Origin of the sequence: Heliomicrobium modesticaldum Ice1, assembly GCF_000019165.1 — a bacterium.
Classification (GTDB): domain Bacteria; phylum Bacillota; class Desulfitobacteriia; order Heliobacteriales; family Heliobacteriaceae; genus Heliomicrobium; species Heliomicrobium modesticaldum.
The window spans coordinates 2609250-2635130 of sequence record NC_010337.2 but is presented as its reverse complement, the minus strand read 5'-3'; the positions used below and the strand labels follow the sequence as shown (position 1 = coordinate 2635130).

Below are 25881 nucleotides of genomic sequence, written 5' to 3'. Positions count from 1 at the left end.
GACCCCCGACGAGTCCGGTCAGCCGATGATGACAGGTTACAGATGGCCGGATCAGCCGGCGAACGTGGACTGGAAACCAGAAGCCGCACTCGCGAGCGGTAGTCGGACTTTTCCGGCAGAACGATGACAGACAAAAAGGAGGTTGCCGATGGTGGGCAAAAAAGACGAACATCTGGTCCACGACGACTTTGACACCCCGGAAGAGGTCGAACGCATCTTCCGCGCGCAACGGAAGCTGAGTTTTACTTATGGCTTCATCTTCTTCCTGGTGACATTGGCGATTCCGACGCTCAGTCTCTTTTCCGACGCCTGGTACGGAAAGCCGATCTTTGGCGGCATGACCCTTAATTATTTTGTTTTAGCTTTTATCTACCACATTTTTTACATTGTGATCGGCCTTGCCTATACGTTGCAGGCGAACAAACTGGAAGATGAGTTGCTGGGCCGGCGCGTCGAGGGCCGGGTGGCTGAAAATAAAAAGATGGCGGTGAAGGCGATATGATCAACATCTGGGCCATCGGAATGGTGATCGCCCTCATCGTGACGACGATCATCGTTTCGATCATGGGGAAACGGGCTACAGCTAATACGGCTGATTTTTACCTGGCCGGGCGGAAGGTTGGCTTTTTCACCAACGCCTCGGCCATCTGCGGCGACTATTTCAGCGCCGCCTCTTTCCTTGGCGTGGCCGCCGCCGTCTATGCCTCCGGTCTAGACGGCGCTTGGTTCGCTGCCGGTTTCGGCGCCGCTTTCGTTCCTGTTGTGCTCTTCATGGCTTCACCGATTCGCCGTTTTGGCGAATATACGATACCTGACTTTCTCTTCGCCCGCTACGGGCAGAGCCATCGGGCGCGGATCATCGGCGTCGTCATGGTGCAGTTGATTTCCATCTTCTACTTGGCGCCGCAGATGGTTGGCGCCGGTACCACCTGGAACGTACTGGTCGGTCAAGGTCTCTTCGGTCTTAGCCCTTATGCGACTGGGGTGTGGGTGGTCGTCCTGATCATGACCCTCTACGTTGCTCTCGGTGGGATGAAGGGCACCACATGGAACCAGCTCATCCAGTTTTGGGTCCTCTTCACCGCCATGATCCTGGTTGTCATCATGGGTATCGTCAACGGTGTGGGATACTCCGATTCGGTAGCCAAGAACTCGGAAAAACCGCTTTTAAACCCCGGCAAGGTGACTGTCGCCAAGCTGATGGAAGGGGAACCGGGCAAGCGGCTCTACGATGTCAACCAGAAAAACATGACCCCCGAGGCGTTTGCCAAGGTCCAAGCGGTTGTGGACAAAGGTGACCCCACAGCTGAAGTTAACATCCTGGTGCCGCAAAAGAACAAGCTCCATCCTGAGCGTGCGATGATGTTCAACGAACCGGGTCATCGTTACAGCGCCCTCGACCAGTTCTCCATGGTGCTGGCACTCGTTCTCGGTACGGCTGGATTGCCCCACGTGATGAATCGCTACTACACAAACCCCTCGGGCAAGTCGGCGCGCTTTACGACCGTCTGGGTGTTGGGCTTCGTCGCCCTCTTCTACATGATGAGCCAGTATGTAGGCGCCATCGCTCGTCAGATCATCCCGCCGGAGGTGGCCAAAGATCCCGAATTGATGAAGTTGACTGTAGACGGGCTGTTGTTGAAGGCAGACCAGGTCATGCCGGTCATGGGCAAGATCTTTGCCGGTGAATTCGGTCTCGGTTATGTGGCCGCCGGCGCCTTTGCCGCCATGTTCTCCACCATCGGCGGTCTGCTGATGGCCTCGGCTGCTTCCTGGGGCCATGACATCTACGAAAACTACGTCAACCCCCATGCGGAGGAGTGGAAACGGGTTCTCGTCGGCAAGATCGCCGTTGTCGGCATGGCGACCCTCTCCTTGCTGGTCGGACTTGGTATCCCGGCGGCTGGTCTCGACAAGGCTTATCCGGCGCTCATCGCCATGATGGTCACCTGGGCCTTCTCCGTCTCAGCCAGCGCCTTCGTCCCAACGCTTTTGGCGTCCATCTGGTGGAAGAAGACGACCGAGAAAGGCGCGCTGGCCGGCATGTTTTCCGGTGGCTTCGGCGCCATCTTCTTCATCGTCATGAACATCCTGAAAGAGACGAAAGCCGTCGCCCCCGACTCCTTCTTCGCCACCCTGGGTACCCTGACTTTCCCGGTCTTGATCACTGTTCCGCTGTCCTTCGCGGTCATCTTCATCGTGTCCATCACTGACAAGAAGCTGCCTGCTAATGTGGAGCAGATCTGGATGCGCATCCATGGCACCGCGGCAGAGCGCCGGGAGCGTCGGATGCAGCAAATGGTGTTGCAGCCGGAGCAGAAGTAAGGAAGAATCCGGGTTTCTGCCGCCTATGACTTGCAACAGCGCACAATCCTTGCAGCGCGGCCTGCCGTTGGACCCGGCTCCCGCCCGATAGGTTGGAGCCGGGCTCCTTTTCGGAAAGATTAATCTGGGGAGGTCAACGAATATGGAGATGTTGGTCACGCTGATCGAGACGAATCTCTTCGCCGGAATGGTTTTTTATGGAGCCGCCTCGTTTTCCGCCGCCGCTGTCGCCCATGCTCTTAAACGCCGGAGCGGCTGGCAGACACAGGCAGGGCTGCTCTTTTTCATCTTTGTCGCCTTGTGGGCGACCACCTTTGTGTTCGCGCCGTTGCTGCCCAAATTGACCTTGTTGACGCTTCGCTGTCTCCTCGTCGGCGCTTATATCGGCCTGTTGCCCATGAAGAAGCGAGAAAAGGACGGTCCAGCCAACTTGGCAATTCGCTAAAAAAAAACCCGGGCTCCTGTCCCGGGGTTACTCTCGGTGCGCCCGGCATGGGCGTTGTCTCTAGGGTGGAAGTCCCGAACGCCGAAGGTGGCAGTAGGCGTTAGCTTAAGGCAAGGGTGTCCGCCGCGAGGCGGAATCTGAAGGAAGCCAGCGGCAAACCTCCGGCCCGAGGACCACGAACCCCAGGTGAGGCTAGCGGCAGTTGGATGAGCTTGCCGAACAAAGCGAAGTCCTTGTCACCGAAGGCTGCCGAGAGTAAATGGGGCGGGTAGATGGAGGGAAAGGCAACGTTCTTACCCGGGGAGGCCTGCCGGGGGACCAAGTAACTTGGGAAACCACGCCGAAAGGCGTGGCTGAACCGGCAGGAGTCAGCAGAGGTCATAGTAGGCTGGCCCGACGTCCGGCCAGATGAAGGACCGAACATGATGGAAGGGGAAGCGACGATGCGTTCGCGTGACGCGCAGAGACAGCCGAATATCCCGAAAGGGAACTGCCAACGGGAGGAAGCGGTGAATCCGCAGGGGACCGGTGGAGTGCCGAGCGCGTTACCGGCACAAGAAGCGAAGCAACCCCGCGAAGAGACGTATGATCTGATGGAGAAAGTCGTCGAACGAGGGAACATGACGGAAGCGTATAAGCGAGTCATGGCCAACAAAGGCGCGGCCGGAATCGACGGTATGGGGCTAGAATCCCTGCGCCCGTACCTAAAAGAGGAATGGTCGCGCATTAAACAGGAATTGTTGGAGGGGACCTATCGACCGCAACCGGTCCGGCGGGTTGAAATTCCCAAACCCCAAGGCGGAACACGGAAGCTGGGCATTCCCACTGTCGTCGATCGACTGATCCAACAGGCCCTGAACCAGATCCTGATGCCGATCTTCGACCCTGACTTTTCCACGAACAGCTACGGATTTCGTCCGGGAAAGAGTGCGCACCAAGCGGTGAAGAAAGCGAAGGAATACATCGCCGACGGCTACCGATGGGTGGTTGACATGGACCTGGCCCAGTTCTTTGATCGCGTCAATCACGACATTCTCATGGCGCGCGTAGCGCGCAAGGTGAAGGACAAACGAATCTTGAAGTTGATCCGAGAATACCTCAAGGCCGGGGTCATGCTCAACGGGATTCGTGTGAAGAGCGAGGAAGGAACACCCCAGGGAGGTCCACTCAGCCCTTTGCTGGCGAACATCATCCTGGATGATTTGGATAAGGCACTGGAAAGCCGGGGACATCGCTTCTGCCGGTACGCCGACGACTGTAACGTCTACGTCCGCAGTCGACGGGCAGGGCAACGAGTGATGGAGGGTATGGCAAAGTTTCTGGAGGGGCGGTTAAAACTGCAGGTCAACTGGGAGAAAAGCGCAGTCGACCGACCCTGGAACCGAAAGTTTCTGGGGTTTTCATTTACGTGGCATAAGGCAGCAAAGATTCGGCTCGCCCCCCAAACGGTGAAACGGGTGAAAGAGAAGATCCGCCAGTTCACTGGGCGGAACCGAAGCATTGCGATGGAGGACCGACTGGTCACCCTCAACCAATACCTGAAAGGCTGGATGGGCTACTTTCGACTCATTGACACGCCAAGCGTACTTAAAGAGTTGGATGAGTGGCTTCGCCGACGACTGCGGATGTGCCTGCTCAAGCAATGGAAGCGCCCGAAGACACGAAGACGAAACTTAGTGGCGTTGGGGATCCCGGAGGAATGGGCATGCAACATCAGCGGCTCACGAAAAGGATATTGGCGTCTGTCCTTGACCCCGCAAATGAATAAAGCCCTTGGCCTCGCCTACTGGCGGGAACAGGGCTTAGTCAGTTTAGTCGAAACATACCAATCTCATCGTCAACCAGCATGAACCGCCGTATACCGAACGGTACGTACGGTGGTGTGAGAGGACGGGGGTTAATCACCCCCTCCTACTCGATTATCGCCGTTCGTAGGTATTAAGGCCGCCCCCATCTCACCGCCGGAGAAAAAATAAGCAGCTTTGGTCGGAAGTGGGGAAGAGATGCGCCCGATCCAGAGTCCTGTTAACTGGCCTGGCGCGTTTTTTGCCGGTTAGCTTCGGTGATCGACGGTCCTTTTCGGATCAGCCCGAGGGGAGCGCCAAGGGGAAGAACGGTGCGTCCAAAAAAGGTATTCAGGAAGATAGCGCCGCAGCCGTAAAAACCGAGCATGGAGATCGCGAATTCAGACCAGCCGGCGACCAGGTGAAGGTCGACAACCTGGAAGGCCGTCAAGGCGAGCGAAGCGAGCAACAGGTTGATCAGCACCAAAATCGCTGCAAAGACCTTGTTGGTCTCAAAAGAAGCGATCATGATGAAGAATGAGAAGATGCCGTAGCCGAGGAAAGCCCAGCCGAGTTGGACACCGCTGAAGGAAGCTTTGAACTCGGGACCCATCCAACCGAGGGTGATCGCCCAGGACGTGGCGACGCCAAACCAGAACAACCCATAGGATGTCAAGACGATGGCGCCGAAGTAGTTGTTCTTTTTGAAGTCATACATGCCGGCGATAAACTGGGCCAGGGCGCCAAGGAAGATGGCCCAGGGGAAGATGCCGGAGACGCCGGTGGTCCAGCCCAGTTTCTGGCTCGATGCGACCAGTGTGACCATGGCGAGGCCGAAGACGCCAAGGGCGGTCGGGTCGGCCACAGTAATTTTTGTTTCAATGGATTTCGCTTCGTTCGACAATGGATTCGCCTCCTAAAAACTACAAAAATTCCGTATTGAGAAAATTTTCTGATTTTTTAGAGGACAACTGCGATACTCCTGAGATAAACCTGTCTATTCTTTTTCTGCGGGTTTTTTCGACCTCCTTTTGTTGCAAGCACATCCCATTTTAGTCGGTATCCCGAAAAAAGACAAGTCTGAATTGCGCAAATTTGCAAACATTTTAGCGCATCATTGTTGTTTAGCTGCTGAGGTGTCCAAAGCGGTTCAGGACGACCCATCACTGCAAAACAAGTTCGCCAGGCCTCTCAGCAGTAAAATGCAGTGTACAGGCAAAAAAAAAAGACCGCTTTCAGGCCACAGACCTTAGAGCGGCGTTTTTTAAATTCACAGCGCCTATTACAGCGTGCTCTGTATTACTCTTTACCGGAAAACCCTATACAGCCCCTTGGACTTCTTTCAGCGACGCCTGGTACTCCAGGTATTCGTCGAAGGTCATCAGTTTGTCGATGAGGCCATCAGGGGTCAGTTCGATGATGCGGTTGGCGATGGTCTGGGTGAACTGATGATCCTGGGAGACGAAGAGCAAGGTCCCATCGAAGCTGATCAGGCCGTTGTTCAAGGCGGTGATCGACTCCAGATCCAGATGGTTCGTCGGCTCGTCCATGATCAGGACGTTGGCGCCGCTGAGCATCATCCGGGAGAGCATACAACGCACCTTCTCGCCGCCGGAGAGGACAGAAACTTTTTTCAGTGTCTCGTCGCCGGAGAAGAGCATGCGGCCGAGGAAGCCCCGGACAAATCCTTCATCCTGATCCTTGGCGTACTGGCGCAGCCAGTCGATCAGGTTCAGATCGCCGTTGGTGAAGTAGGCCGAATTGTCCTTGGGGAAGTAGGCTTGGGAAGTGGTGATGCCCCACTTGAACTCACCGCTGTCAGCTTCCAACTCGCCCATGAGGATCTGGAAGAGGGTAGTCTTGGCAAGACCGTTGGAACCGACGAAGGCGATTTTGTCTCCCTTGTTGACAGTGAAGGAGACGTTGTTGAGGACTTTTTCGCCGTCGATCGTCTTCGTAAGGCCCGAGACGGTGAGCAGGTCGTTTCCCGCTTCCCGATCCGGTTTGAAGACAATATAGGGGTACTTGCGATTGGACGGCTTGATGTCATCGAGGGTGATCTTGTCGAGCAGCTTTTTCCGCGACGTGGCCTGTTTGGACTTGGAGGCGTTAGCGCTGAAGCGGCGGATGAACTGCTCCAGCTCTTTGATCTTCTCTTCTTTTTTCTTGTTGGCGTTGCGAGCCATCTGTAGGGCCAACTGGCTCGACTCGTACCAGAAGTCATAGTTGCCCACATAGAGTTGGATCTTACCGAAATCGATATCGGCGATGTGGGTGCAGACCTGGTTCAAGAAGTGGCGGTCGTGGGAGACGACGATGACGATGCCCTTATAATCAGCTAGGAAGTTCTCCAGCCAGCTGATGGAGTCTAGGTCCAGGTGGTTAGTTGGTTCGTCAAGGAGCAGGATATGAGGGTTCCCGAAGAGCGCCTGGGCCAGGAGAACCCGCACTTTGACGTTGGTTTCCAGCTCCTTCATCTGTCTGTTGTGCAGTGCGTTCGGAACGCCCAGACCAGTCAGCAGGTTGGCTGCTTCCGATTCGGCGTCCCAACCGTTCAACTCGGCGAACTCGCCTTCCAGTTCGGCGGCGCGCATCCCATCTTCCTCGGTGAAATCGGCCTTGGCGTAGATGGCGTCTTTCTCCTCCATCACCTGATAGAGGCGGGCATGGCCCATGATCACCGTCTTGATGACATCATATTCGTCAAACTCGAAGTGGTTCTGTTTCAGCACGGCGATACGCTCGCCGGGGGTGACGACCACTTCGCCGCTCGACGGTTCGATCTCGCCGGAGAGGATTTTCAGGAAGGTGGACTTGCCGGCGCCGTTAGCCCCGATGAGGCCGTAGGTGTTGCCAGGCGTAAATTTGATGTTGACGTCTTCGAACAAGACGCGCTTGCCGAAACGCAACGTGAGGTTCTGTGTGCTGATCATTTTGGACACCTAACCTTTTTGTGGATTTGGGGGGGGGTACACCGCAAAAAACTCCCCAGGCAAAGCCTGGGGAGTTGCTGTGTGCCGATGGCTTACCAGTTGGAACGGCGGGTGCTGAAGCAGTCCCGGCAGTAAACCGGCTTGTCGCCGCGGGGCTGGAAGGGGACAGTGGTTTCGACGCCGCAGCTGGAGCAGACGGCGGGGAACATCTGGCGCTCTTCACGATGGCCGAAACCACCGCTGTTGTTGCGCTGGCCACGACGGGTGGCGCGGCAGGGAGAGCAACGGCCAGGTTCGTTGGTGAAGCCTTTTTCAGCGAAGAACTCTTGTTCCGACGCAGTGAAAGCGAATTCGGAGCCGCAGTCTTTGCAGGTCAGGTACTTGTCTTGAAACATGAGAAAATCCTCCTCGATAATTTTTGCCCGGCGCGAGGGAAGCGACAGAACTCCTTGACTTCCCGAGCCGGAGGCTATCGAGGAAGGGGATATCGTCTGCTCCTGATGGTTACGAGCAGTTTCTAGTATAACCTGAAAACGGAAAAAAACACAACAAAGAAATTTGAGGCTTGAGGTTACAAAAATTTCTAATCATGTATGCCCGGCAAAAACCGGGCGTGCTCCTTTCGTCTTTAAGCAGGGCGGCGGTTGTTGATGACCTTCACATTGGCGGGACCTTTTTTGATCAAGCCCAAGGGGGCGCCGAGGGGGAGGATGGTTCGACCGAAGAAGTTGTTGAGGAAGAAGGCACCGGCGGCGTAAAAACCGAGGATGGAGATGGCAAATTCGGACCAGCCGGCTACGGCGTGGAGGTCGATCACCTGGAAGGCCGTCAGGGCCAGGGAGAGGAGCAACACATTGATCAACACCAGGATGGCGGCGAAGACTTTGTTGGTTTCAAAAGAAGCGATCATGATAAAGAGGGAGAAGATGAAGTAACCCAAAAAGCCCCAACCGAGTTGGACGCTGCTGAAGGCAGCCTTGAATTCGGGACCCAGCCAGCCTAGGGTGATCGCCCAGGACATGGCGACAGAGAACCAGAAGAGGCCGTAAGCGGTGAGGACAGTAGCGCCGAAGTAGTTGTTCTTTTTGAAGTCAAAGATGCCGGCGATCACTTGGGCCAAGGCGCCGAGGAAGAGGGCCCAGGGAACGAGAGCAGAGACGCCGCTGGTCCAGCCCAGCTTCTGCGTCGAGGCCACAAAGGTGACCATGGCGAGGCCGAAGACGCCAAGGGCAGTCGGGTCGGCAACGGTGATTTTCGTTTCAACGTGCTTGGTTTCGGTGGACATGGTGAGCCTCCTGTCTGGATTCTTGTTATTCGTGAGAACTAACGCTTGCTTGATTGTAAAGGAAAAAGGGGCGCAAGACAAGGGGGTGTTGGACCGCAGGCGGTATAAAGGTCGAGACGGCTTCCCGAAACTCAAAAAGAAGGGAGTCGTCTCGACTCTTTCCGGCGAACAGGTGCCTTGAAAGCGAACAGTTCTGTCAAAAGGTGAAGCAGAACCTAGCCGTTTATTCGTTTCCGTATTGCGATAGTTGTTACAGACCCGATGACTCTGCCTCCAGACCGGTCAATTGATCCCCTAGCGTTGATGTGACCGATGGGGAAACATACAGGCACTGCATCTGGCGACCGTTGTGAAAGAGCACGTAGCGGGTATCTGTCCGGTTTTGGGACAGTCTGCCGACAAGGCGTTGCGTCTCCTCGTATTCCGCCTCGAGGGGATTGCGTTCCTCATCGGCGGTGTACCAAATAGCCACGTCGGGCCCGCCTTCTGTGCGCAGCCAGTAGTTGATGGCGAATAATTCGTGGTCGTTGATAAACAGCCAACCCGCCCGGCGTACGGCCAGGGAGGTGACGATGCCGTCAGCGTTAAGTGTCGCGATGACGATACGACCGATGCCCAGTTGCTGGTTCAGGTTGCGCAGTTCGCTGAGGGAGTGACCGTTCCAAGTCCGCTCGCTCAGCAGATGGCCGTAGTCGAAGGCCCACTCGGTCAAAAATTTCGTGAAGAGAATGTCCCGCCGCAGTGTGGCGTAGCGGCCCATGGCATAGAGCAGTGTGACGATGAAAGCCATGGAGGTTGCCGAGGTTATCCAGCCGTTTGCTCGGGCGATGGCGTTGGGAACGGCTTGGGTCAGCAACAGTTCCGAGCCCAGGTAGGCAATAGGGAAGAAACCTACGCCGACACAGAGCGCAGAGAACCGTACCCAGACAATGCTTTGTCGCAGGAATCCCTGCTCCACCAATTTGCCTGCCAGCAGATCGCTGTAGTGCCAGACTCCAGCGAAGAGGGCGTACCAAATGGCAATTTCCCAGTAGTTGTTCCATGGAAACAGGCCCATCCACCATCACCTGCCGAAGCTAAATTTAATGATTGTATAAGAGATTTGACGAGATTGTAGAAAGTCCTGTCTTGGGTTCAATATATCAATAAATTATTTTAGTCACAAAATAGCAAGGGTGCCAAGGGACTGCTTGGGAAAAAAGGATGATAAATAAAAAAACCGCGCCCTCAGCGCGGTCTATAGCAGGCTTTCAGTCTCCAAAAATAGACGGAATTTTTCGTTTATTGGAATCAGCTTCCTTGTCAATCGGTTAAGCTGTCCATTCGTGCCCAGAGCCGAGTGGCTGCTCTCTTGGCTTTCTCGTAGATTGGTTGAATATCCTTCAGGAACTCCCGGTTTTCTAAGACGATCTTGCCGTTGACGATGACTGTCTTCACATCCTTCGAATCCATGCCGAAGGCGATGTGTCCGGCGATATTATCGGTAACGAGCGGGGTGGGGGATTCATAATCCACAATGGTCAGGTCAGCCTTATACCCCTTTTCCACCTTGCCGAAGCGGGCGCCAAAATAGCGCTCAAGCAGGTCGTTGCCGTTGTAGAGAAACTTGAGGAAGCGGTCTGGCCAGAGGCAGCCGCCGGCGTCACGGTGTTTGAAAAAGGCGAATTTGAATTCCTCAAACATGTCGCTGCCGATGCCGTCAGTGCCGAGGGCGAGGTTTTGGTACTGTGGGATCTTGTGGTTGTAGCCTACGTTGTTGTTCATGTTGGAACGGGCGTTATGGACCAGGTAGGCGTTTTTTTCGTTGATCAGGCGCACATCGTCGTCAGAGAGGTGGACGCCGTGGACGAGGAGCGCCTTGTCATTGATCAGGCCGAAATCGTGCAGGCGGGCGATGATGTCTTTTCCGTAGCGGTGGTGTGAGTGAGACACGTCATAACGATCCTCAGCCACATGGACGTGAATGCCGCGGCTGGTCTCTTTGACTGCCTCGGCCATCAGCCGGAGCGCTTCGTCGGGCATCGTCACCGGCGCGTGGCCGCCGATCATAGCTTCGACCAGGTAGTGGCCGTTCCCCATCTGCCGGTCTTTTTCACAGCCTTTGGCGAAGGCGACGTTCTCTTCGACGGCGGCTTCCACCTCTTTGAGTCCGCCGTTGCGGTCGGTCGTCTCATAGCAGGTGATTCCCCGGAGGCCCACTTCTTCGAAAGCTGCTTTGAGCACGGAGAGGGAACCGCCGATGAAGTTCGGTGAGGCATGGTGGTCGATGACGGCCGTCGTCCCACAACGGATGGCCTCCAGGGAGCAGATGAGGCCGCTGTAGTAGAGGATCTCCTCATCGATAGCCCGGTCGAGACGCCACCAGAGGTTTTTCAATACCGAGATGAAGTCAGGGCTCGGCTTGATGCGGGCCAGAATTCCCCGGGACAGGCCCGAGTAAAAGTGGTTGTGGCTGCAGACGATGCCGGGCATGACGAGAGCGCCTTTGAGATCGAGGACCCGTTCGGCGTCATAAGTCCCTGAGAGATCGGCGCCGACGGCCATGATCTCTGTTCCGTAGATGTATATGTCCATACCCGTTCGTACGCTCGGCGGTTGGAACTCGACAATGGTGGCGTTTTTGAGTAGGATCACGGGTCTGTGCCTCCTTTGATCCTCACTTTGGCGTTGCATGTTCAGTGTGTTGATTATTCTGTCGTAAATAACGACTACAGGCCTTTGCCAGATCTGCGCAATGACTATTCGATTACGCGTCCAAAGAGGGAGGGGCGTTTGCCATAGAGGACCGCAAAAATCACTTCCATGCGGGTTAGCGCGGCGTCGCCGTCATCGACTTGGAAGCTGCCGTCAACCAAGGGGAAAGTGCGCATAACGTCTCTCACCCGTACATAGACGGTATCGTTTTCTACGAAAAAGCCGGGGTTTCGGCTGGCCTCGAAGTCCTGCCGCAGGCTGAAGAGGGTCGGCTTGTCTCTATAGGGCCGGCCGTCCCAAGGGCAGAAGGTGGCGCAGTTTCCGCATTCATTGCAGTAGGCGTCCAGGTGGACGATCTGGAAGCGGTTGCGGAATCCCGTTGCCGCGCCTTCCACCGGCACTGCGATGTTGGCCCGGTTCGGACAGACCTCGACACACTTGTTGCAGACGCTGCTACATTCGAGACAGCGACGGAACTCCCTGGCGCCGACGTTTTGGTCCACCTCAGATCCAGCCTCGGCCGGCACGTCTGATTGGGCGATGAGGCCTCCTTTTTTAGCGGTGATCGCTTTGACCGTATCTTCATCGGCAGGGCCGAAGATAAAGGATGCCCGTTTCCAGGCAGGGTCCTCTGCCCGGCAGATGGCGTCAGAAGCTCTGCGCCCGTCAGCGATGCACTTGACAACGGAGGAGGGTCCGTGTGAGGCGTCGCCTACAAGATAAACACCGGGCAGCGAGGTGGCGCAGGTGGACTTATTCGTCTGCGGCTCTGCCGTTTTTCCTTGCGCCAGGCCCAACTTGGCGAGGAGTTCCATATCGATTGTTTCGCCGATGGCGGTGATCAGCGTATCTATCGGCAGCGCCTTTACCTCGTACGTTTTTTCAGGGCGGCGGCGTCCGCTGGCGTCAGGCGCGCCGAGTCGCATCACTCGGCAGAGGAGATTGCCGTCGCCGTCAACGCCTTCAGGGTTCATCAAAAAAAGAAATTCGACGCCGTCGGCCAGGGCGAGTTCGTACTCTTCCCGGTAGGCCGGCATCTCTTTTTCCGTTCGCCGGTAGATGACGGTAACCTTTTCTACACCGGGGAGCCTTAGGGCCGTGCGGGCGGCGTCCATGGCCGTATTGCCCGCGCCTACGACAGCCACCTGTTTGCCGAGGCGGAGGGATGCCGGATTGCGGTTGAAATGTTCTAAGAAGGAGAGGGCCGACATCATGCGGGGAAGGGCAGTTTTTTGCTCGGCCTTCGCACCGGCACCAGCGACGGCTCTGACCGCTTGGGCTTCTACGGAATCGATAGAACCGACGGCATTATCGCTATTGGCGGAATCGAAGCCGGACAACCCGGCGATGGGGAAATCCTTTTCCGCTCCCGCGCCGACGGCGACGACGACATAGGCGTAGCCCATCGATTGCAGCGCAGCCGGCGTCAGATCAGGCGAGGCGTTGAAGACAAACTTCACGCCCTGTTCCTCGATGAAGCGGACATCGGCGTCGATCACCTCGTCACTGATGCGAAAGCGCGGGATGATGTGGCGGACGGTGCCGCCGGCTGATTCGCGTCGTTCAAAGACGGTCACAGCGAAGCCTTCTCTGGCCAGGAAGTAGGCTGAGGCCAAACCGGCGGGGCCGGCACCCATGATGGCTACCTTGGCTGTATGCCTCTTTACTGGAAGAATCCACTTTTCTTTATATTCACTGAAGCCTTTTTTCACAGCGATTCGCTTCATTTCCCGGATCAGCACAGAGCCTTCATAATCGAGGCGGGTGCAGTGATACTGGCAGGCATGGTCGCAGATATGGCTGGTGATCGACGGTAATGGGTTCTTCGCATAGATCAGCGCCAACGCCTCGGCGTAGCGTTGCTGGCCGACGAGGCGGATATAGGCGGGAACATCCTGGTGGATGGGGCAAGCCGCCTGGCAGGGCGCTTCGGCGCAGTCGAAAAGAGGCAGTTCGGAGGCGATGGACGCCTTGGCGCCGCTGCGGAAACGCTTTTTGGAGTAATCGACCTCCAAGACCTTGGCCGCCAGAGCTGCGACCTTGGCCGGGTCGATCTTGGTCAGTTCCCAGTCATCGATGGCTTCGAGCTGGACAGCCATGGCCGCCATGCGGGCATGGCCGCCCGGTTTCAGCAACTCTGTTGCCACTGTAATCGGCCGGATGCCGGTGGCGAAGACCTCGGCCACGTTATGTTCACTGATCCCTGCCGAGAAGGAGATAGGCAGTTCCCCGGCAAAGTCGTTGCAGATTTTGGCGGCGAGATGGATCGAGATCGGGAAGAGGGCACGGCCGGACAGGTACATCTCGCCGCCGGGCAGGCGACCCTTGAAGTTGACGGTGCCGAGGGTGTTCGTCAGTTTGACACCGAAGAAGCGCCCTCGGCTGGCCGCCAGCTTCTGCAACCGCTTCAGCATGGGAATGGCGTCTTTGTATTGCAGGTCATGGTCGAAGGACGTCTGAGAGAGGGCGACATAATCGAAGCCGAGGGTATCTAAGATGTTCCGGACGACCGGGTAGGAGAGCAGCGTCGGATTCAGCTTGACATAGGTCTCCAATTTTTTCTCCGTCAGCATGTAGACAGAGATCTTTTCGATCTCCTCGGGCGGGCAGCCGTGCATCGTCGAGAGGGTGACCGACTTGCAGATCCGAGGCGAGATGCCTTCGGGCAGGGATTGCAGCGCCGACAGACGATGTTCCAGGCCGGTGCCCTGTAAAAAGTTCCCTTCCCTCAGCAAATCGTCCAGGTCTCGGAGCGCTGCTGTGAAAAGGGGATGGTCGGAGGCGTCCATCAGCCCGTCAATGAAGGCGTTCATGCGGGGCGACTGGATCCCTGCCAGGTTGTAGCCGACGCTCATGTTGAAGATAAAAGAGCGCGCTTTCCCGATTCGTAATTCAAAGGCCTCCTCCAGCAGGTGCAGCAGCACCCAGGCCTTGATGTATTCGGCGAAGGCCTTCTCAAGGGGGTATTCGGAGGACCACTCCGTATTGAACCCCTCATCTTCCGCGTCGATGCAGGGCTTTTCTACGGACGGTTCTTTTTCTTGAACCGTTTTTAACTCAATGAAGCGGCTGCCGGCCAGGTAGGACGTGGCGATGTTCTGAGCCAGTTGGGTGTGCGGGCCTGCCGCCGGTCCCAACGGGGTCTCACATGTTTCGCCGAAGAGGCGAAGGGTTTGCTCTCCGCTTTTGCGGAAAAAGTGTGCTTCCGGAAGCGCAAAGACGGAACCATCTGCTGCGTACTCCTGGAAGGCACGGTAGACCAGTTCTTTCAGCGGAACCGGTCGCATGATGTCACCCACGGGATCCCCTCCTTGTTAAAAAGGTAGCAGAGGCCGTCTAGAAAATAAGCAAATTCCCTAGCCAGCCCTTGCAAAAGCATGATTTTTTAATACAAACAGCAAAAAACTAGAGTCTTTTTATCGGTCTCACCGGCCCTTTTTGAGGATTTTCCTCAAAAAGGGCAGATCTCCCCCTTGCACCTTATGCGGCTTTTTTGAAAGCAACACCGCGTAAGGCACTCACCTCCAACACCATGGTTGCATTCTTATCATTTCGTAGACGGTTGAGTTTTTGAAAGTTCGCCGCTAACGCGCTGAGCCGGGCGGCATAAGCCAGATTTCGTTTTCCGATACGGCGAACCCGGCGCAGTCCGTAACGGTTGACCAGTTCATTTTGCTTGGCTTCGATGCGGCTGCGAAGACGCATCTGTTCCTTATAGATTTTCGTTTGGGAGTGCTTTGCCGCCTCGAGCATGACACCATAGGCGTTGTGAATAAAAATCGTGCGCCGATGTTTCTTTTCTTTAAAACAGGTCGTGTAACGAGGGCAGTGCTTGCAATCATGGTCCTTGGCGCGAAGCACGAAGTTCTTCCCATCTGCCACTTCCGAATAGGTGGTGATGACTTTTCCTCTCGGGCAGATCAGTTGTGTTTGGTCTTCGGAAACTTGAAATCCCTCGCCCGCGAGGATATCACATTTTGTCTTTGGTGAAAGTGGCGCCACTACGTCAATGCCTTTTTCCTTGAGGGTGACACGGTCATCGCCCGCACCATAGTGGGTATCTCCAATGATCGTCGGGTTTTCTACACAATCGGTGGGAAGCTGATCCGCTAACGGCACCAGACTGGAGCCGTCATAGTCGTTGGCTTTCATGGCCTCGGCGGCGGCGATAAATCCGGAATTTCCGACTTCGACGATGGCCATCTTATACCCGCGCCATTTCGTCTTGCCCTTACAACCGAAACGGGCTTCGCTGTCTACAGCCGAAACTATCATATCTTTGACAGAACCGCCGGGGGCTATCTCAAGAGTTCCATCATCTTTCCGAATGATTCGTTCACGGAGGATACGGCAAAGCAAAAGGGCGTAATGAATGACATCGGGCTTCTTCTTCCACGAAGCCTCCGATGACTCCACGTAGGCCAGCAGTTCGTCAGCCTCGCTGACCACTTCAACAAGCCGTTCCATTTTGGCCTTATCGTCCAGGTTATGCTCTTTCACTTCCGTCACTGTTTCCAGGTAACGTACCGCCCGAGGGGCATGGGGGATTGCATGCCATGGAACACTGTATTGCTTCGCCAAAAGACGCACCAACAGGCGCATGGCTTGGCGGATCAGTTCGATGGTCGTGGGGGCACTGATGGGAGCTATGACATGGGTCGTGTCCGTTATCCAAGGTTCTTTCCCTGTCAAAACGCCCAGGTAGTACATCAACCGGATAAAGCGATCGAGATAGACCTTATCAAGTTCCTTTTGGATGAGCCGTTGCCGGTGGACGCCAAAATTGGCGTGATCAATGCCCGGTTCATCGAGGGCCATTCCTAACGCAAACTTGACCTCGATGTTCACACGTGTCTGTGCTTCCATCCCCCGGTCTGTTTCGCCCAGCATTTCCTGTAACATGCAGGCCATCGTCATCTGCCGGGCCGCATGACTGGGACGTCCGTTGTCAAGGCAATAGAGACCTGTAAAATCCTCCGGTTGTATTAATAGGGGCGCCAATTCACGAAACAGGCGAAAGACGGAATCGGCAGGCACAAGTTGGTCCCAGAGGGCTGCAAAGTCGTAAAAGCTAACTTGGGGGTCCACATCGAATCGAAACAAGGTACATCGCCTCGCTATAAACAGTCTTTGTACCTATATCCTTCGACGCGAAGAGTCGAATTCCCTTTAAATTCCACCAATTTCCATATAAAAACGTCTTGCTTTTTGCCCTCTCTTGAGGGGGTTTTTAGACAGACTCTAGCAATCTTATGTAATGCAAAAATTATACCAAGATCATCGACTCTGACGACAGGCATTCATGAAAAACAAAGCTTCTTTTTTAGACATCCCTTGGCGCGGTTTTTGCGTAAGTATGAAGATGCGTAGATATGAAGAATAGAAGAACCTTCAATGACGATTGTGAGAACCAGTGCAGGAAAAAAGGGCCTGAAAGTCTAATAGATAGGATCAATCAGCGTGCTCGTGATTGCATGAAGCGGGGTGCCGGCTGGGTGACATTGGAGAGACGGTGCAGCAAAGGGCCGAGGCGATCGCCGAGGCCTTGATGATCGAGGTGGAGATCGCAGATCCCGATCTGGTTCTACCTATCTTATGGTTGTTGTAGCAGAGAGCGCAAAGAAGGAGGGAGCGCCCATGAAAAGCGTAGGCCGGAGCATCCCCCGTGTCGACGCTGTGGCCAAGGTGAAAGGCGCCGCGAAATATGTTGACGATCACTTTGTTCCCGGCATGCTCTATGCCAAGGTCTTTCGCAGCGCCATTGCCAACGGCTGGGTGAAGCGCATCGACGTCAGCAAGGCCAAGGCGCTGCCGGGCGTCGTCGCCGTCGTCACCTATGCGGATGTGCCCGCTCACACCTTCCCGACGGCCGGCCATCCCTACTCGAAGGATCCTGCTCACCAGGACGTGGCTGACCGCAACCTGTTGACGCGCCGCCTTCGCCTCGTCGGTGATGAGATCGCCGCTGTGGTGGCCGTCGATGAGTTGACGGCGCAAAAGGCATTGGCCTTGATTGAAGTGGAATACGAGGAGTATGAACCGCTGTTGACAGCCGAGGCAGCCCTCAAGGCGGGCGCGCCGGAGATCCACGCCGGCAGGGGCAACGTGCTGGGGCGAGGCGGTTACGAATTAGGCGATCTGGCTCAGGCCTTCGTCGAGTCGGACTGCGTCTTTTCCGACGCCTTCACGACCCAGATGGTTGCCCACTGCGCCATGGAGAACTACAGCGCCTACGCCTACATGGAGGAAAACGGCCGCATCGTCGTTGTTTCTTCCACCCAGATCCCCCACATCTGCCGGCGGATCGTTGGTCAGGCCCTCGGCATCCCCTGGGGCCGCGTTCGCGTGATCAAACCCTACATAGGTGGCGGCTTCGGCGGCAAGCAGGACGCTGTCGTGGAGCCGCTTGTCGCTTTTCTCACCACCGTCGTCCATGGCCGTCCCGTCAAACTGGAATTCACCCGGGAAGAGAGCTTCATCGCCTCCCGGGTGCGCCATCCCATCGCCTTTAAGATCAAGACAGGTGTCAAAAAAGACGGCACCCTGTTGGCGCGCGAGTTGGAGATCGTCTCCATCAACGGCGCCTACGCCTCTCACGGTCAGTCCATCGCTAACAACGCCGGCACCAAGTACCGCCAGCTCTACGCCCAGCAGGCGATCAAATGTCAGTCCACCTCGGTCTATACGAACCTGCCCTCCGCCGGGGCCATGCGCGGTTACGGCATCCCTCAGGTCATGTTTGCTTTAGAGAGCCATATGGACGATGTGGCCCGGGAACTGGGGATCGACCCCGTCGATTTTCGCCTGAAGAATATCATCCGTACCGGTTACCAGGATCCGATCAGCGGCGTCAAGGTGCTCAGCAACGGTTTGGCCGAGTGCCTGCAAAAGGGCCGAGAAATCATCGGCTGGGACGCCAAAAAAGCCGACGCCAGCCGGCGGAAGGGGACGAAACGGCGTGGCGTCGGCGTAGCCTGTTTCACCTACGCCTCAGGCACTCATCCCGTCGGCCTTGAGGTGGCTGGCGCGCGGATCGTCATGAATGAAGATGGTTCGGTCCAGCTTCAGGTGGGTGCTACCGAGATCGGCCAGGGCAGCGACACCGTTTTCACCCAGATGGTGGCTGAGACAGTCGGCATTCCCCCCTCGATGGTCCATATCCTCTCCGAACAGGACACAGACATCTCGCCTGTCGATCTGGGCTCCTACGCTTCCCGGCAGACCTACATCACCGGCATGGCCGTGCGCAAGGCCGCCGAAGCGATCAAGGCCAAGGTCCTCGACTATGCCTGGGGTATGACCGATATCCCGGCCGGCGCCATGGACATCGTCGACGGCTGGCTCGTCTACAAGCACAACGGCGAAGGGATCCTGCCCATCGGCGAGGTGGCCCTCGACGCGCACACGAACACGGCCTATTGCCAACCCTTTACGGCCGATGTCTCCAACAACGCTCGCGTCAACGCCTTTGCCTACGGCTGCACTTTCGTCGAGGTTGAGGTCGACCTGTTGATGGGCAAGGTCGAGGTCCTGGAGATCCACAACGTCCACGACTCTGGCAAGATCATCAATCCTCAGTTGGCTGCCGGCCAGGTCCATGGCGGTGTCAGCATGGGGATCGGCTACGCCCTTTACGAGCAGATGCTCTTTGACCCCAAGACGGGAAAACCCCTCATCCATAACCTCCTCGACTACAAGCTGATGACCGCCCTCGACACCCCTGAGATCGGCGTTCATTTCGTCGAGCCCTATGAGCCGACAGGGCCCTACGGCAACAAAGCCCTGGGCGAGCCGCCGACTATCACGCCGGCGCCGGCCATCCGCAACGCCATCCTTGACGCCACCGGCGTGGCCTTTAACGACCTGCCGCTCACACCCCAGCGCCTGATCGCCCGCTTTCAGGCGGAAGGGCTGATCGAAAAGGAGGGATGACCGTGTTCGACATCGCCCGATATGATGAAGCCCGCTCCGTCGACGAGGCTGTGGCCCTGCTGGCGGCCAATCCCCAGGCCCGGTTGATCGCCGGCGGCACTGATGTGCTGATCCGCATCCGCGAAGGCAAGCAGCCCGAGGCCCATTTGGTCGGCATCCGCCATATCGCTGCGTTGACCCGCATCGAACGGAAGGATGACGGAACGCTCTTCATCGGCGCGGCAGCCACCTTCAGCCGTATCGCCTCCGACCCGTTGATCCGCCAGTGCCTTCCCGTCCTGGCGGAAGCCGTCGACACCGTCGGCGGTCCCCAGATCCGCCGTGTCGCCACTATCGGCGGCAACGTTTGCAACGGCGCCACATCGGCCGACAGCGCTTCGACCCTATTTGCCCTCGATGCAATCCTCCAGATCCAGGGGCCGAAGGGAATCCGATTGACGCCGATCCACCAGTTCTATCGGGGACCGGGCAAAGTCAACCTGGGCCCGGCCGAGGTGCTTACGGCGATCGTTATTGCGCCCGAAAGCTATGAGGGTTATGGCGGCCACTACATCAAATATGCTATGCGCAAGGCGATGGACATCGCTACCCTGGGCTGTTCCGTCAACTGCAAGGTAGCTGGGGGCAACATCCTCGCTGATGTGAGGCTCGCTTTTGGCGTGGCCGCGCCGACGCCGATCCGCTGTCCCGAGGCGGAAGGAGTTGTCAAAGGTAAACCCTTCAGCCTGGAATTGGTGGAATCCTTCGGCAACGCGGCAGCAGCCGAGATCAACCCGCGCACCTCCTGGCGGGCTTCCCGCGAATTCCGGCTTCACCTGGCCAAGGAACTGAGCAAACAGGCGCTGGTCAAGGCCTTTCAACAGGCAGGGGGGCTCATCCATGGCGACTAAGCGAATCGACTGTACCGTCAACGGGCAGAAACACTCCCTTGAGGTGGGAGTAGGCGAATCCCTTTTGGAAGTCCTGCGCAACCGCCTCCATCTGACGGGCACGAAAAAAGGCTGCGGCGTCGGCGAGTGCGGCGCTTGCACCGTCTTGGTTGACGGTGAAGCCATCGACTCCTGCCTCTTCCTCGCCGTCTGGGCGGACGGCAAAGCGATCCGCACCATCGAGGGTGAAGCTAAGGAGGGCCAGTTGACAAAGGTACAGAAGGCCTTTGTTGAGGAAGGCGCCGTCCAGTGTGGCTTCTGCACGCCTGGGTTTGTCATGTCTGTGACGGCGCTTACTGAAAAGGGATGCCACTGCGATCGGGAGGGGCTGAAAAAGGAACTCTCCGGACACATGTGCCGATGCACCGGGTATCACAACATCATCAACGCGGCTGAAAAGGCGATGAGAGAGAAGTAAACGATCCATTTGCCTGTCGCTGGCAAAAAGCATTTGGAGACGAAGACGCAAGCAAGCTTTCGCTAAACAAAGGCGGTCCCTCCTGTCCCCCCGGACAGTGGATATACATAATCGGGTGATAAGGAGATGCAGCTGTTGGAGAACAAGTTTGCCGAGGTTCTGAAACTGGCCGAGAAGTACAAACGGGATATGTCGCGGTTCTTGCGGGATCTGATCGCCATTCCCAGCGAGAGTTGCAACGAGCAGAAGGTCGTGCTCCGCATCAAAGAAGAGATGGAGAAGGTGGGCTTTGACAAGGTCGAGATCGACCCCATGGGCAACATCCTGGGGTATATCGGCCGTGGCAAACACCTGATCGCCATGGATGCGCACATCGACACGGTCGGTGTCGGCAACCTGGAAAACTGGCAGTACGACCCCTATCTCGGCTATGAAGACGATGAGATCATCATCGGTCGGGGCGCCAGCGACCAGACCGGCGGCATGGTTTCCCTGGTCTACGCCGGCAAGATCATCAAAGACCTGGGGCTGGAAGAGGACTACACCCTCGTCATCGTCGGCTCCGTCCAAGAGGAGGACTGTGACGGCCTCTGCTGGCAGTACATCATCAACGAAGACAAGCTCCGTCCCGAGTTCGTCGTCATCACCGAGCCGACTGACGGCAAGATCTATCGCGGCCAGCGGGGCCGCATGGAGATCAAGGTGACCACCAAGGGTGTCAGTTGCCACGGTTCAGCGCCGGAGCGGGGCGACAACGCCATCTATAAGATGGCCGACATCCTGAAGGAACTGCGGGCGCTCCACGAAAACCTGCAAGACCATCCCTTCCTGGGTAAGGGCAGTCTCACCGTTTCAGAGATCTTCCACACCTCGCCGTCGCGCTGCGCCGTCGCTGATAGCTGCTGGATCTCCATCGATCGTCGCCTGACCGCTGGGGAAGACGCCGAACTGGCCCTCAACCAGATCCGCAACCTCCCCGCCGTCAAGGCTGCCGGCGCTGTTGTCGAGATGTACACCTATGAACGTCCAGCCTACACCGGATTGGTTTACCCGACAGAGGCCTACTTTCCGACTTGGCTGATCGATGACGCCCACCCTGTCTGTTACACCCTCGAAGACGCCTACAAAGGGCTCTTCCGGACTGAACCAGTCGTGGACAAGTGGACCTTTTCCACTAACGGTGTCTCTATCATGGGCCGCTACGGCATCCCTTGCGTCGGCTTCGGCCCCGGCCACGAAGACCAGGCCCATGCTCCCAACGAACGGACCTGGAAAAAGGAACTGGTCATGGCGGCGGCCATGTACGCTGTCATCCCCTCCATCTATGTGTCGAAGTACGCGGCACAGATGCCGAAGGATACGACCCATCACCAAAAAAACTAGGAGGATTCTCATGCAGACGATTTTCCGCGGTCGCCACTTCATCGATCTCGAAGAATTCACCAAAGAAGAAATCGACACCATGCTGGAGGTCTCCTTTGACCTCAAGAAACAATTCGCCATGGGTGTGCCCACGCCGTACCTGCTCCACAAGACCATGTTCATGATGTTCTTCGAGCAGTCCACCCGGACCCGCAACTCCATGGAAGCCGGTCTTGCCCAACTGGGCGGCCACGCCGGATTCCTCGATTCAAGCAGCATGCAGATCGCCCATGGCGAGAGCGCCAAAGACACGGCCATCATCCTGTCCCGCTTCGGCCACGCCATCGCCTGCCGCTACTGCAACTGGGGCTACGGCAACAAGTACCTGACCGAGATGGCCCGGTGGTCCAAGGTTCCCATCATGAACCTCCAGTGCGACCTCTACCACCCCTTCCAGGCGCTGGCCGATCTGATGACGATGAAAGAGAAGATCGGCGACCTGAAGCGGACCAAGGTCTCCATCATCTGGGCCTATGCCGAGAGCCACAAGAAGCCCATCTCCGTGCCTGTATCCCAAATCCTGCTCTTCCCGCGCTACGGCATGGACGTCTGCCTCGCCCATCCAAGGGGCTGGGAATTGCCCGACTGGGTCATCGAAAAAGCCAAAGCTAACGCGGCCAAGTTCGGCGGCACTGTGACTGTCACCAACAATGAAGAAGAGGCTTACGAAAATGCCCATATCGTCATCCCGAAGAACTGGGGATCTTGGGTCAATGACCAGACAGGCGCTTCTGTCGCCGGTGCCGCGAAGGTCGTTGATGAAAAACTGATGGCCCAGAAGTCTTGGAAGTGCACCGAAGCGAAGATGGCCATGGCCGACAAGGATGTCATGTATATGCATGCCCTTCCGGCTGACCGCAACAACGAAGTGGAAGATTCCGTCATCGACGGTCCCCACTCCATTGTCTTTGATGAAGCCGAAAACCGCCTCCACACCGCCAAAGCCGTCATGACTTTGTTGATGGGTGGTCGTTAACATTGAAAGAACTGGTCGTCGTAGCCATCGGCGGCAACTCGCTCATCATCGACAACAGCAAAACCTCTGTGGAGGACCAGTACGCCGCCGTCTGTGAAACGGCCAAACATATCGCCGGGATCATCGAGCAGGGCTATGAGGTGATCATCACCCACGGCAACGGTCCGCAGGTCGGCTTCATCCTCCGGCGCTCCGAGATCGCCAGCGAGGTGGCCGGCATGCACCATGTGCCCCTGGTCAGTTGCGGCGCCGACACACAGGGGGCCATCGGCTACCAGATCCAGCAGGCCATGGACAATGAGTTCAAAAAGCGCGGGATGGCCAAAGAGGCCGTTACTGTCATCACTCAGGTTGCCGTATCCCCTGACGACCCGGCTTTCCAAAACCCCTCCAAACCGATCGGCTCCTTCTATACAAAAGCCCAGGTCGAAAATTTACAAAAGGCCCACCCTGACTGGGTGCTGGTCGACGACGCCGGGCGCGGCTACCGCCGCCTCGTACCATCACCGCTGCCCCAGGAGATCATCGAAAAAGAGGTGATCCTCCTGCTCGTTCGTCAGGGCTACTGTGTCATCGGTGTCGGCGGCGGCGGTATCCCTGTCGTCACCCAGGAAGACGGCTCGCGAAAAGGAGTCGACGCTGTCATCGATAAGGATTTTGCCTCCAGCCTCTTGGCAACAGACATCGGCGCTGACATCCTGATCATCTCGACAGGCGTTCCGAAGGTTTGTCTGAACTATGGCACGGCGGAGCAAAAGCCTCTTGACAGGGTGACCCTGGGGGAACTGAAGCGGTACGTCGCCGAAAACCACTTCGCCCCCGGCAGCATGCTGCCGAAGGTGCAGGCTGTCATCTCTTTCCTCGAAGGAGGCGGCAAAAAAGCGATCATCACCAACCCGGAATCGCTGGAAGAGGCTGTCGCCGGGCGGACAGGGACGCATATCTATCCTTAACCGTAAACCGTTATGACTTGAGACGTTACGCTAGCATCTGCTGGCATCTGTGGGGCCTTCTACTGGCGTCTGATTGACCGTCTGTGCAAGGGCATCTGCTAGGTGCTCCCCTGGCATATGGGCAGCATCCAATCGGTATCTACTCGGCGAATCACTGATGTCACTAGAGATTGCCCGGCTTCCGAACTCGGCTACCCAGCCGGCGAGGGGCAGGAGAGGCGAAGCCGTGCAATCTCCTCCGTTTCACCGGGGGAGGTGAGTACCTTGGGCACCCTGTTGCGTGGCGGCATGATCGTGACTGCCACAGAGAGCCGCCGAGCCGACCTGCGGATCGAAGGAGAGCAGATCGCCGCCATCGGCGAAAACTTGGAAAGGCAGCTTGGCGATAGGGTCATCGATGTGACTGGCGCCTTGCTCTTCCCGGGCGGCGTCGACGCCCACACCCATTTTGATCTCCCTGTCGGTGACTTCGCCACTGCCGACGATTTTGCCAGCGGCAGTCTGGCCGCCCTGTTCGGTGGGACCACGACGATCATCGATTTTGCCACCCAGTTTCGCGGCGAAACGCTGATGACCGCCCTGGAGAATTGGCACGAACGGACGCGAGGCAAGTGCCTTTGCGACTACGGCTTTCACATGGCCATCACCGACTGGCGTGAGAAAACGCCTGACGAAATGGCGATCCTTGTTCGAGAAAAGGGAGTTTCTTCCTTTAAGCTGTACATGGCCTACAAACAGTTCCTTCAGGTTGACGACGGCATCCTCTTTCAGGCCTTGCGTCGGGCGCGGGAGATTGGCGCCCTCGTGGGGTTGCATTGTGAAAACGGTGATGTTATCGATGTGCTCGTCCGTGAGTTCCGCCAACAGGGAAAAAAAGCCCCCTGGTTTCATCCCCGGAGCCGGCCGCCGGCCGTTGAAACGGAAGCAGTGAACCGTGCCATCGCCCTGGCTCGGATGGTGGAAGCCCCCCTGTATATCGTTCACCTGTCGGCGCGGCAATCCCTGGAGGCCGCCGAAGCCGCTCGTCGGCAGGGCCTGACTGTCTATGTGGAGACCTGCCCCCAGTACCTGCTGCTTGATGAGAGCCGCTATGGCAGCGACGGCAACTGTTCCGGTAGCGGTGGCAATGGCTCCAGCAGTGGCGGCAACCGATCCAATATCGACGGCAACCACTCCGGTCGCGATGGCTGCTGCAGCGTCAGCAGATCCATCGACGGCAGCGACCCTTTCGAAGGCGCCAAGTATGTCATCTCGCCGCCCCTGCGCTCAAAAGAACATAAGGAAGCCCTTTGGTCCGGCCTAGCTAGGGGCGCCATCGACACGGTCGCCACCGATCACTGCGCTTTTTTTTATCGAGGCCAAAAGGATAAGGGCCGCGATGACTTCAGCCGGATCCCCAACGGCATGCCGGGCGTTGAGCATCGCCTGGGTCTGCTTTACACCTATGGCGTCGCAACAGGGCGCATCAGTCTGAACCAGTTTGTCTCTCTAACTGCCACTCGGCCAGCCCAATTGTTCGGAATATTCCCCCGCAAAGGAACCATTGCCGTTGGCGCTGACGCCGATATCGTCGTCTGGGATCCCGCGACCGGTATGGAAATCACCAACGACAACCATCACTACCGGCTGGACTATAACCCCTACGCGGGATTCCGGCAGATCGGACGCCCGGCCCATGTCTTTCTCCGGGGCCGTCTCATCGTCCGCCATGGCGTACTGATCGACACCACCCCGGGTGGTCGCTATCTCTTTCGTGAATCTTCGCGAATCCTGTATTGAGAAGGG

The 25881-nt window shown here is 57.0% G+C and carries 20 protein-coding genes; 12 read left to right on the top strand and 8 right to left on the bottom strand.

The window, feature by feature from the left end; genetic code table 11:
* Positions 1 to 148 precede the first annotated feature (148 nt).
* The 4 genes from HM1_RS12130 to ltrA all read left to right on the top strand — a co-directional run bounded on the left by HM1_RS12130 (position 149) and on the right by ltrA (position 4620).
* Positions 149 to 502 carry a DUF485 domain-containing protein gene (locus HM1_RS12130; RefSeq protein WP_012283678.1) on the top strand — a complete coding sequence of 118 codons (354 nt, stop codon included), beginning with the start codon at positions 149 to 151 and terminating at the stop codon, positions 500 to 502.
* The gene (locus tag HM1_RS14760; protein ID WP_012283677.1) at positions 499 to 2325 is read left to right on the top strand and encodes a solute symporter family protein; all 1827 of its coding nucleotides are present in this window, start codon (positions 499 to 501) and stop codon (positions 2323 to 2325) included. Before HM1_RS12130 ends, HM1_RS14760 begins: the two co-directional genes overlap by 4 nt.
* A gap of 142 nt (positions 2326 to 2467) precedes the next feature.
* Positions 2468 to 2770, top strand: coding sequence for a hypothetical protein (locus tag HM1_RS12115; protein WP_012283676.1), 303 nt, complete (start codon positions 2468 to 2470; stop codon positions 2768 to 2770).
* Positions 2771 to 3192: 422 nt separating this feature from the next.
* Positions 3193 to 4620 (top strand): group II intron reverse transcriptase/maturase, encoded by a 1428-nt coding sequence (gene ltrA, locus HM1_RS12110; protein WP_012281204.1) that lies wholly within the window; start codon positions 3193 to 3195, stop codon positions 4618 to 4620.
* A gap of 175 nt (positions 4621 to 4795) precedes the next feature.
* Here the strand turns inward: ltrA and HM1_RS12105 are convergent, their stop codons facing one another.
* From HM1_RS12105 to HM1_RS12070, 8 genes are all read right to left on the bottom strand, one after another.
* On the bottom strand, positions 4796 to 5458 hold the full coding sequence (locus HM1_RS12105; RefSeq protein WP_012283675.1) for an acetate uptake transporter: 663 nt from the start codon (positions 5456 to 5458) through the stop codon (positions 4796 to 4798).
* Positions 5459 to 5873: 415 nt separating this feature from the next.
* On the bottom strand, positions 5874 to 7487 hold the full coding sequence (locus HM1_RS12100) for an ABC-F family ATP-binding cassette domain-containing protein (RefSeq protein ID WP_012283673.1): 1614 nt from the start codon (positions 7485 to 7487) through the stop codon (positions 5874 to 5876).
* A gap of 92 nt (positions 7488 to 7579) precedes the next feature.
* On the bottom strand, positions 7580 to 7882 hold the full coding sequence (locus tag HM1_RS12095; protein ID WP_012283672.1) for a zinc-ribbon domain containing protein: 303 nt from the start codon (positions 7880 to 7882) through the stop codon (positions 7580 to 7582).
* A 233-nt stretch (positions 7883 to 8115) separates the two neighbouring features.
* A complete protein-coding gene (locus tag HM1_RS12090; protein ID WP_012283671.1) occupies positions 8116 to 8772 on the bottom strand; it encodes an acetate uptake transporter in 657 nt (218 codons plus the stop codon).
* Between the two features lie 250 nt (positions 8773 to 9022).
* Positions 9023 to 9829, bottom strand: a complete 807-nt coding sequence (locus tag HM1_RS12085) for a hypothetical protein (protein ID WP_012283669.1) — start codon at positions 9827 to 9829, stop codon at positions 9023 to 9025.
* A 245-nt stretch (positions 9830 to 10074) separates the two neighbouring features.
* Positions 10075 to 11406, bottom strand: a complete 1332-nt coding sequence (ssnA, locus tag HM1_RS12080; protein ID WP_012283668.1) for a putative aminohydrolase SsnA — start codon at positions 11404 to 11406, stop codon at positions 10075 to 10077.
* A 104-nt stretch (positions 11407 to 11510) separates the two neighbouring features.
* Positions 11511 to 14765 (bottom strand): putative selenate reductase subunit YgfK, encoded by a 3255-nt coding sequence (gene ygfK, locus HM1_RS12075; RefSeq protein ID WP_012283667.1) that lies wholly within the window; start codon positions 14763 to 14765, stop codon positions 11511 to 11513.
* 181 nt (positions 14766 to 14946) lie between these two features.
* On the bottom strand, positions 14947 to 16569 hold the full coding sequence (locus tag HM1_RS12070) for an IS1182-like element ISHmo2 family transposase (RefSeq protein ID WP_012281187.1): 1623 nt from the start codon (positions 16567 to 16569) through the stop codon (positions 14947 to 14949).
* Between the two features lie 367 nt (positions 16570 to 16936).
* Here HM1_RS12070 and HM1_RS15830 point away from each other — a divergent pair, with 367 nt between their 5' ends.
* From HM1_RS15830 to HM1_RS12035, 8 genes are all read left to right on the top strand, one after another.
* Complete coding sequence (locus tag HM1_RS15830) at positions 16937 to 17074, top strand: hypothetical protein (protein ID WP_012283666.1); 138 nt, start codon at positions 16937 to 16939, stop codon at positions 17072 to 17074.
* A gap of 29 nt (positions 17075 to 17103) precedes the next feature.
* The gene (gene xdhA / locus HM1_RS12065) at positions 17104 to 19398 is read left to right on the top strand and encodes a xanthine dehydrogenase molybdenum-binding subunit XdhA (RefSeq protein ID WP_012283665.1); all 2295 of its coding nucleotides are present in this window, start codon (positions 17104 to 17106) and stop codon (positions 19396 to 19398) included.
* A 2-nt stretch (positions 19399 to 19400) separates the two neighbouring features.
* Complete coding sequence (gene xdhB, locus HM1_RS12060) at positions 19401 to 20288, top strand: xanthine dehydrogenase FAD-binding subunit XdhB (RefSeq protein ID WP_012283664.1); 888 nt, start codon at positions 19401 to 19403, stop codon at positions 20286 to 20288.
* Positions 20278 to 20745, top strand: coding sequence for a xanthine dehydrogenase subunit XdhC (gene xdhC, locus HM1_RS12055; protein ID WP_012283663.1), 468 nt, complete (start codon positions 20278 to 20280; stop codon positions 20743 to 20745). Before xdhB ends, xdhC begins: the two co-directional genes overlap by 11 nt.
* Positions 20746 to 20880: 135 nt before the next feature.
* Positions 20881 to 22128: a YgeY family selenium metabolism-linked hydrolase gene (locus HM1_RS12050; RefSeq protein WP_012283662.1), complete on the top strand. Its 1248-nt coding sequence runs from the start codon at positions 20881 to 20883 to the stop codon at positions 22126 to 22128.
* A 10-nt stretch (positions 22129 to 22138) separates the two neighbouring features.
* Positions 22139 to 23143 (top strand): ornithine carbamoyltransferase, encoded by a 1005-nt coding sequence (locus HM1_RS12045; protein ID WP_012283661.1) that lies wholly within the window; start codon positions 22139 to 22141, stop codon positions 23141 to 23143.
* Between the two features lie 2 nt (positions 23144 to 23145).
* Positions 23146 to 24096 carry a carbamate kinase gene (gene arcC / locus HM1_RS12040; RefSeq protein ID WP_012283660.1) on the top strand — a complete coding sequence of 317 codons (951 nt, stop codon included), beginning with the start codon at positions 23146 to 23148 and terminating at the stop codon, positions 24094 to 24096.
* A 264-nt stretch (positions 24097 to 24360) separates the two neighbouring features.
* Positions 24361 to 25875: a dihydropyrimidinase gene (locus HM1_RS12035; protein ID WP_012283659.1), complete on the top strand. Its 1515-nt coding sequence runs from the start codon at positions 24361 to 24363 to the stop codon at positions 25873 to 25875.
* Positions 25876 to 25881 lie beyond the last annotated feature (6 nt).

Coding starts and splice junctions, on each gene's coding strand:
- HM1_RS12090 (WP_012283671.1), bottom strand. CDS start 8,772: ATGTCCACCGAAACCAAGCACGTTGAAACGAAAATCACCGTTGCCGAC.
- xdhA (WP_012283665.1), top strand. CDS start 17,104: ATGAAAAGCGTAGGCCGGAGCATCCCCCGTGTCGACGCTGTGGCCAAG.
- ltrA (WP_012281204.1), top strand. CDS start 3,193: ATGATGGAAGGGGAAGCGACGATGCGTTCGCGTGACGCGCAGAGACAG.
- HM1_RS12045 (WP_012283661.1), top strand. CDS start 22,139: ATGCAGACGATTTTCCGCGGTCGCCACTTCATCGATCTCGAAGAATTC.
- HM1_RS14760 (WP_012283677.1), top strand. CDS start 499: ATGATCAACATCTGGGCCATCGGAATGGTGATCGCCCTCATCGTGACG.
- HM1_RS12100 (WP_012283673.1), bottom strand. CDS start 7,487: ATGATCAGCACACAGAACCTCACGTTGCGTTTCGGCAAGCGCGTCTTG.
- HM1_RS12115 (WP_012283676.1), top strand. CDS start 2,468: ATGGAGATGTTGGTCACGCTGATCGAGACGAATCTCTTCGCCGGAATG.
- HM1_RS12130 (WP_012283678.1), top strand. CDS start 149: ATGGTGGGCAAAAAAGACGAACATCTGGTCCACGACGACTTTGACACC.
- HM1_RS12085 (WP_012283669.1), bottom strand. CDS start 9,829: ATGGGCCTGTTTCCATGGAACAACTACTGGGAAATTGCCATTTGGTAC.
- HM1_RS12095 (WP_012283672.1), bottom strand. CDS start 7,882: ATGTTTCAAGACAAGTACCTGACCTGCAAAGACTGCGGCTCCGAATTC.
- xdhC (WP_012283663.1), top strand. CDS start 20,278: ATGGCGACTAAGCGAATCGACTGTACCGTCAACGGGCAGAAACACTCC.